The sequence below is a fragment of the Stieleria sp. genome (genome assembly GCF_041595215.1).
Classification (GTDB): domain Bacteria; phylum Planctomycetota; class Planctomycetia; order Pirellulales; family Pirellulaceae; genus Stieleria; species Stieleria magnilauensis.
The window spans coordinates 1-6,318 of record NZ_JBFHKV010000447.1 but is presented as its reverse complement, the minus strand read 5'-3'; the positions used below and the strand labels follow the sequence as shown (position 1 = coordinate 6,318).

Sequence of the window (6,318 nt, the reverse complement as noted above, 5' to 3'; positions counted from 1 at the left end):
CCGAGCGAATAAATGTCGCTCCGCGTGTCAACATCGTCGGTACTCATCGCCGCCTGTTCGGGACTCATGTAGGCCGGCGTGCCGACCATGGACGCGAACCGCGTGTAAATCGTTTTGACAGTCAAGCTCTGGCCGATCGCCTTTGCCACGCCGAAATCGATGACCTTTGCCAGCGGCTGTCCATCCTGAAGTGTGACGAGAATATTGGACGGTTTCAGGTCGCGATGGATGATCCCTTTTTGGTGGGCATGCTGGACGGCATGGCAGATCGTGACAAACAGCTTGAGCCGCTCGGACATGTTCAACTGATGGTGGTCGCAAAACTCATTGAGCGGGACGCCGCGCACCAGCTCCATGACGAAATACGGTTGCGCCGTCTCCGTGACGCCGGCTTCAAACACGCGCGCAATGTTGGGATGGTCCATCAAGGCGATCGCCTGGCGTTCGGCCTCGAACCGAGCCAGCACTTCGCGGGACTCCATGCCCGGCTTGATGATTTTGAGCGCAACCCGCCGTCGGACCGGTGCCTGCTGTTGAGCCACAAAGACCAATCCAAATCCGCCTTCGCCGATTCGCTCCATCAACTTGTACGGTCCAACCATCGCCCCGGGGAAGAACCGAGTGGTGGCGACACCTGCATCATCACAGACCAGATCCGTTGACATCCAGGCGGCCCCGACCGGACGGTCGACGGGGTTTTCCTCCCGATCGTTCTCACGAAGCAAGGCGCAAACGGCGGTCAAGAGATGCTCGTCGCCGTCACACGCACCCTCGACATACGCGGCCCGCTCGGCCGGCGATTCGATTTCGAGGGCGTGAAAGAAGATCGACTTTTCGGTGGCGACGGCCATGATGTTTGTACAAATCCAGGAAAGATCCGCGAACGCTATCGTGTGGACGCCGACTCGTTGCCTGCCCAGCTGCGAGGAATCGCCCCCACAGAATACAATGCGGATTCCAGCATCAGCCGGGGCCACCCAATTTAGGTCCCCTCGCCCAAATTCAGTTCACGACCGAGCCATGCCCGGGCGAATGCCCAATTTCGTTTGACCGTTCGCGGGGACATGCCGAGCGTTTTGGCCGACTCCTCGACCGATAGCCCGGCGAAGTATCGCAATTGGACCAGCTTGGCCATTTCCGGTTCACATTCGGCGAGTTTGGTCAGGGCGGCATCCAGATCCAGCAATTCATCGACGTCGGCCGATTCGACGATCGCATCGACTTCCGCGATCTCCAGGCGCTCGCGGTCCCCGCCACGTTTATAGCTCTGACGTCGGCGAGCGTTATCGATCAGAATGCGGCGCATGGCCTCGGCCGCCGCTGCAAAGAAGTGGCCACGATTGTCCCATTGCCGGACATCCTCGTCACCCACCAGACGCACGTACGCTTCGTGAACCAGCGCGGTCGGTTGCAGCGTTTGCCCCGCCGCTTCCTTGTCCATCTTGTGCCCCGCCAGTCGCCGCAGTTCGGCATACACCAGTGGCAACAATTCGCCTGCCGCCGCGGCATCGCCGGCTTCGATCTGATGGAGGATTCGGGTAACGTCTGACACAAGAATCGATTTGCAGGAGGCAAGGCGGTCGCACGTCAATCGTTGACGTCCGCGAAGTGTATCGGCAGCTGCTGATTCTAGCCCACTTCGATGTTGCTCGTTGCTGACGCATTGGCCCTCACCAGATCGCGTTGATTTCGGAACGTCGATTCCATCAACCGGCACTCCTGCGAATCACGCAGAACCAGGCCAGCGGTCCGCCCTCGCTGAACGGCGACAGGTGCGGATCACGGCGGGTTTCGAATCGGGCTTGCCGAATCGATTCCACCTGCCAGTCGTCTGCGAAGGCGGCGTGGATTTCGGCTTGTGAAATTCGCCGCGGTCCGTCACCCGGCGGTTCCTGATCGCTGAAACAGATCAGGAACAATCTGCCGCCGGGTTGAACGACCCGCGCCAGAGCGTCGACATAGCGTGCGCGGTCCTCGTCGGAAAAGACGTGGAACAAGCCGCAGTCGATCGCCGAATCGAAAACGTCATCCAGTTGGCCCAAGCGAAGCGCGTCCATCACCCTGAACGCCGCCGGCAGCCCACGCGCCGCTGCTTTTCGCTTTGCCTGGGCGATGGGGTGTTCAAGAAAGTCGATGCCGGTGGTCGGGTGGCCCCGCTCGGCAAAGAAGAGCGAGTTTTCTCCGGTTCCGCAGCCGACATCGAGCAGTCTGCCGGTGATCTGTTCGGCAGCCTCGACGAAGACCGGTTGCGGTTTACCGATATCCCACGGAGCACTACCGTCATAGGCTTGCTGAAAGTGCTCTTTGCTGGGAACGTTCTGTGCCATCGACGCATCCTTTTCAGTACATGGTCCAACTCGATCGTATCGGCCGCCACACGGCCTGTCGAATCAAGCCCGACACCGCCAAGTTAAGACAAATAGTGAGGCCCGGACGCTGGCGCGAACCGGCTGATCCCAAACGATTATCAGCCGTTTGGCGCAAGCCTACGGGCCCCAGCACAAGGACGCGACGCTTAACTTAGCCGTATTGGATTCAAGACCGCATGCGTCAGCAAGGGGCCACGTGGCGTCCCTTCGCATCACATCATCGCGTTGACTTTAGAACATCGACTCAATCGACAGACCGTACAGCTGCCGTCCTGAGACTTCTTCCGGATCAGGGATTACAATCGTCTGCCATCAAAAATTGTAGCGTCACCCACAAGCACCGCGTCTCGCCCAGGTCGAATGTGAACGAATCGAATCCGCACCGATTGCCGATCGCCTGCCTCCGGCTGGGAGCCTTTCTCTGCTTCGCCGGTTGGACTTGGGTGCACTATTATTGGGAAGGCCCCTATGGTGTGCTGCTCTGGCAGGACGCCACGTACGACCTCGCCACACGACTGGGACTCTCCTGGGACGAATTTGTCGGCACGGGGGCCGATGACGGTTTTGTGCAAAAGTGGATCGCTCGGATCTGGTGGCTGTACCTGGCCTGCACGCTCTTGACGATCACGGTTCGCAAAACGTCCTGGGTGCAGATGTCCGGACTGGTACTCGGTAGCGGGCTGCTGACCTTGCTCAGCTACGCCAGTTACGTCGCCGCACAACGGCAACTGCCGATGTTCATCGAACATGGGGGCCAGATGTTGATCCCATTGATTCTGGTCATGGCGCTCGCCCTCGGTGCGGGGCATCGGGTCACGGTGACGACGGCGGTGATCGCCTTGATCATGACCTTTGCCGGTCACGGCTGTTATGCGATCGGATTTTGGCCGACGCCGGGAAACTTTTATGCCATGACGACGTTGATCCTGGGCGTCGAGTATTCCACCGCACAACTTCTGCTGCGAACCGCCGGCGTGCTGGACCTTGCCGTCTGTGTCGGAATCTGCATTCCCTACGTGCGTCGCGCCAGCGCGTTGTACGCGACCGCGTGGGGATTCTTGACCGCCATCGCTCGCCCCGTCGCAGGCATGTCGTGGGGGCTCAACTACTGGGGGGCGGATCAATTCCTGCACGAAAGCGTCCTCCGGGCACCACATTTCGCCATTCCGCTCTTCTTGTTTTTATTGTGGCGAAAACCGGGCGAGAAGAAAGTCTCCCAAGGTCGGCAGCCGGCGACCGCTGAGTTACACTAGTGCTCTGGCCACATTCAGTTTTGGGATAGCGGTACTTACAAGCGTTTCGGCTCCGATGGCGATCCGCCGACAGTCTTGGCGGCTTACGCTATAGATTCATCCCCTAGATTCAAACTTCACGAAGCACTCCAGCAATTTCACCGGGCTAACGATCGAAAATAATACCCACGGATGGCAGTGCGAACCCACGGATGACAGGGTGCAAAAAATCCGTGGGTTCGCGCTGCCATCCGTGGGCCCAGCAATCGTTTCATCGTTCCGCAAGTTACAACCTGCCGCTTTTCCGCTCGACAAACGCAACCTCAAATTTGAATGTAGCCAGAGCACTCGTCTCGCCCCACTCTGAACGACAGACACACGAATGAATCTACAGCTGAATCTACAACCATACAAAACAGCCGGGCTCTGCTGCCTGGTGTTGCTCCTGGGTCTGACTCCGGCAATCGCTCAACAGAATGCCCAACGACGACCGCGCCGCGCCGTCCTGGAAATTCCCGAAGTCGAACGCAGCGAGGTGATTTGTTTTGCGCTCTACACAGTCCACGACAACACGCTCAAGTTGACCGCCCAACTCTATCCGCTTCAGTCCGGCGAGAGTCGAACCGTTCGGCTGGAAATCGAAACCGACGGCAACTGGGTGGAAGTCGCACGTACGAACGTCGTGGAACCCGGCTGGACGGCGCCGTTTCGAGTCGAGAATTGGGACGACACCCGAGCATCCAACTATCGGGTCGTGCATGGCGCCGAAGCGAAGTACGAAGGCGTCATTCGCAAGAACCCCGTGGACAAGGACGAAATCGTCGTCGCGGGCTTTACCGGCAACTCGATTCAACCGGCCCATGGCGGCGACATCTCACGCCAGGACCTGATCGACAATGTTCGAAAAGTCGACGCCGACGTGCTGTTCTTCTCCGGCGACCAGGTCTACGACCACAACAAACACCTCGCCGCCTGGCTGAAATTCGGGCGCGATTTCGGCGACATCATCAAGGATCGCCCGACGCTTTGTCTGCCCGATGACCACGATGTCGGCCAGCCCAACCTGTGGGGCGAAAGCGGAAAGATTTCCACGCTCAGTGGCAACGCCGACGGCGGCTACCGCCAACCCGGAATCTATGTCCAGGAAGTCGAACGCGCCCAGACCAGCCATTTCCCCGATCCGGTCGACCCGGGAAAAATTGGTCAAGGCATCGGCGTCTACTTCACCAATTTGAATTGGGGCAACATCGACTTCGCCATTCTGGAAGACCGCAAGTTCAAAACCGGTCCGGCAGGCCGCGTGCCCAAGCAAGGACCGCGGCCCGACCACATACGCAATCCCGATTACGATCCGGCCAGCGTCGATGTCGATGGCGCGATCCTGTTGGGGCAGCGACAGTTGGATTTCCTGGACAGCTGGGCCCAGGACTGGCGTGACGCGAGCATGAAAGTTGCCCTGTCGCAAACCATCTTCTGCGGCGGTGCACACATCCACGGCAGCGCCAACGGTCGATTGCATGCCGACATGGATTCCAACGGCTGGCCTCAAACCGGACGAAACCGTGCGTTGCAGGCACTCCGCAAAGCTTTCGCGTTTCACTACGCCGGCGATCAACACTTGGCCACGATCTTTCATCATGGCATCGACGAACATCGCGACGCCATCTGGTCGTTTTGTGTTCCCTCCATCGCCAACCTGTATCTCCGCTGGTGGGAGCCGCTGGAACCGGGACAAAACCGCGAACCGGGCAGCCCGGAATACACGGGAGACCATCTCGACGGCTTTGCCAACAAGGTCACCAATTACGCCGCAGCCAACCCCGAAAAAATGCCGGCTGGCAACGTGCTGAACACACGATCGGCCGGATTCGGCATCGTCCGTCTGAACACCAAAACCCGTCAGATCACGATGGAATGTTGGCCGCGGAATGTTGACGTGACCGATCCGTCGGCAAAGCAGTACCCCGGCTGGCCGCGAACGATTTCGCAATTCGACAACTACAATCCGCCGTCGTGGGGAAAACTCGGGGAGTTGACCTTTGATGTCGATTCCCCCGTCGTGCAGCTCGTCGACCGCGACAGCAACGAGATCCTTTACACGGTTCGCATTGCCGGAAAGACGTTTGTCCCGGCGGCTCCCAAGGACAAAACGTTCATCATCAAGGCTGGCAAAGACGCACCCGAAACGATCGTCGTCAAAGACGCCAAGGTGGGTGGTGCCGCGCAATCGGTGAGCTTGAAGTAGTCCTGCCCGGCCCGGTGGGATACTGCGTTGAACCGCTGATCGCCGAGGGATATCAGCCGGTTCGCGCCAGCGTCTGGGCCTTCACATCATCTCAACCCCGCGGCGGCCCGTAGGCTCGCGGCCATGCCACCTACCTTCAAACCAACCGGGGTGTTGTTTGTTAGCGGCAGGGCGCGAGCCCAATACCGCTCAATCGACAAAGTTTTGACAAGCGCAGAGCCCTGCCGCTCACAAGCATCACTCCGTTTGGTGTCAAAGGAGAGCGGCAGCGAACCGAGTATCCCGGAGGGATGCCAGCGAGTAGCCGGAGGTCAGCGCAGCGACACCTCCGGGAAGCACGTCCCACAATCCCCTCGACCCCGGACGAGACTGCTGAATTACTAGCAAATGGTTCGGACGTGCTCGGACGCCCTTTGCTGGATTTTCTCAACTGATCGCGTGTCTGGTGGTGCTTTCGAAGGTGGAAGTGTTT

Annotated in this window: 5 protein-coding genes; 2 read left to right on the top strand and 3 right to left on the bottom strand. The window is 59.2% G+C overall.

The genetic code is table 11. From position 1 onward, the window contains the following. The 3 genes from ABX749_RS17520 to ABX749_RS17510 form a co-directional block, all read right to left on the bottom strand. The coding region (locus ABX749_RS17520) for a serine/threonine-protein kinase (RefSeq protein ID WP_372897101.1) at window positions 1-851 on the bottom strand (851 nt) is incomplete at its 3' end. Between the two features lie 131 nt (window positions 852-982). After that, window positions 983-1,552: an ECF-type sigma factor gene (locus ABX749_RS17515; protein WP_372897099.1), complete on the bottom strand. Its 570-nt coding sequence runs from the start codon at window positions 1,550-1,552 to the stop codon at window positions 983-985. Between the two features lie 154 nt (window positions 1,553-1,706). Continuing rightward, window positions 1,707-2,327 (bottom strand): class I SAM-dependent methyltransferase, encoded by a 621-nt coding sequence (locus ABX749_RS17510; RefSeq protein ID WP_372897097.1) that lies wholly within the window; start codon window positions 2,325-2,327, stop codon window positions 1,707-1,709. Window positions 2,328-2,731: 404 nt separating this feature from the next. Here ABX749_RS17510 and ABX749_RS17505 point away from each other — a divergent pair, with 404 nt between their 5' ends. Together ABX749_RS17505 and ABX749_RS17500 are read left to right on the top strand one after the other, a co-directional pair. Then, complete coding sequence (locus ABX749_RS17505; protein WP_372897096.1) at window positions 2,732-3,622, top strand: hypothetical protein; 891 nt, start codon at window positions 2,732-2,734, stop codon at window positions 3,620-3,622. A gap of 361 nt (window positions 3,623-3,983) precedes the next feature. Then, on the top strand, window positions 3,984-5,846 hold the full coding sequence (locus ABX749_RS17500; protein ID WP_372897095.1) for a hypothetical protein: 1,863 nt from the start codon (window positions 3,984-3,986) through the stop codon (window positions 5,844-5,846). Window positions 5,847-6,318: the final 472 nt, after the last annotated feature.

Coding starts and splice junctions, on each gene's coding strand:
- ABX749_RS17500 (WP_372897095.1), top strand. CDS start 3,984: ATGAATCTACAGCTGAATCTACAACCATACAAAACAGCCGGGCTCTGC.
- ABX749_RS17510 (WP_372897097.1), bottom strand. CDS start 2,327: ATGGCACAGAACGTTCCCAGCAAAGAGCACTTTCAGCAAGCCTATGAC.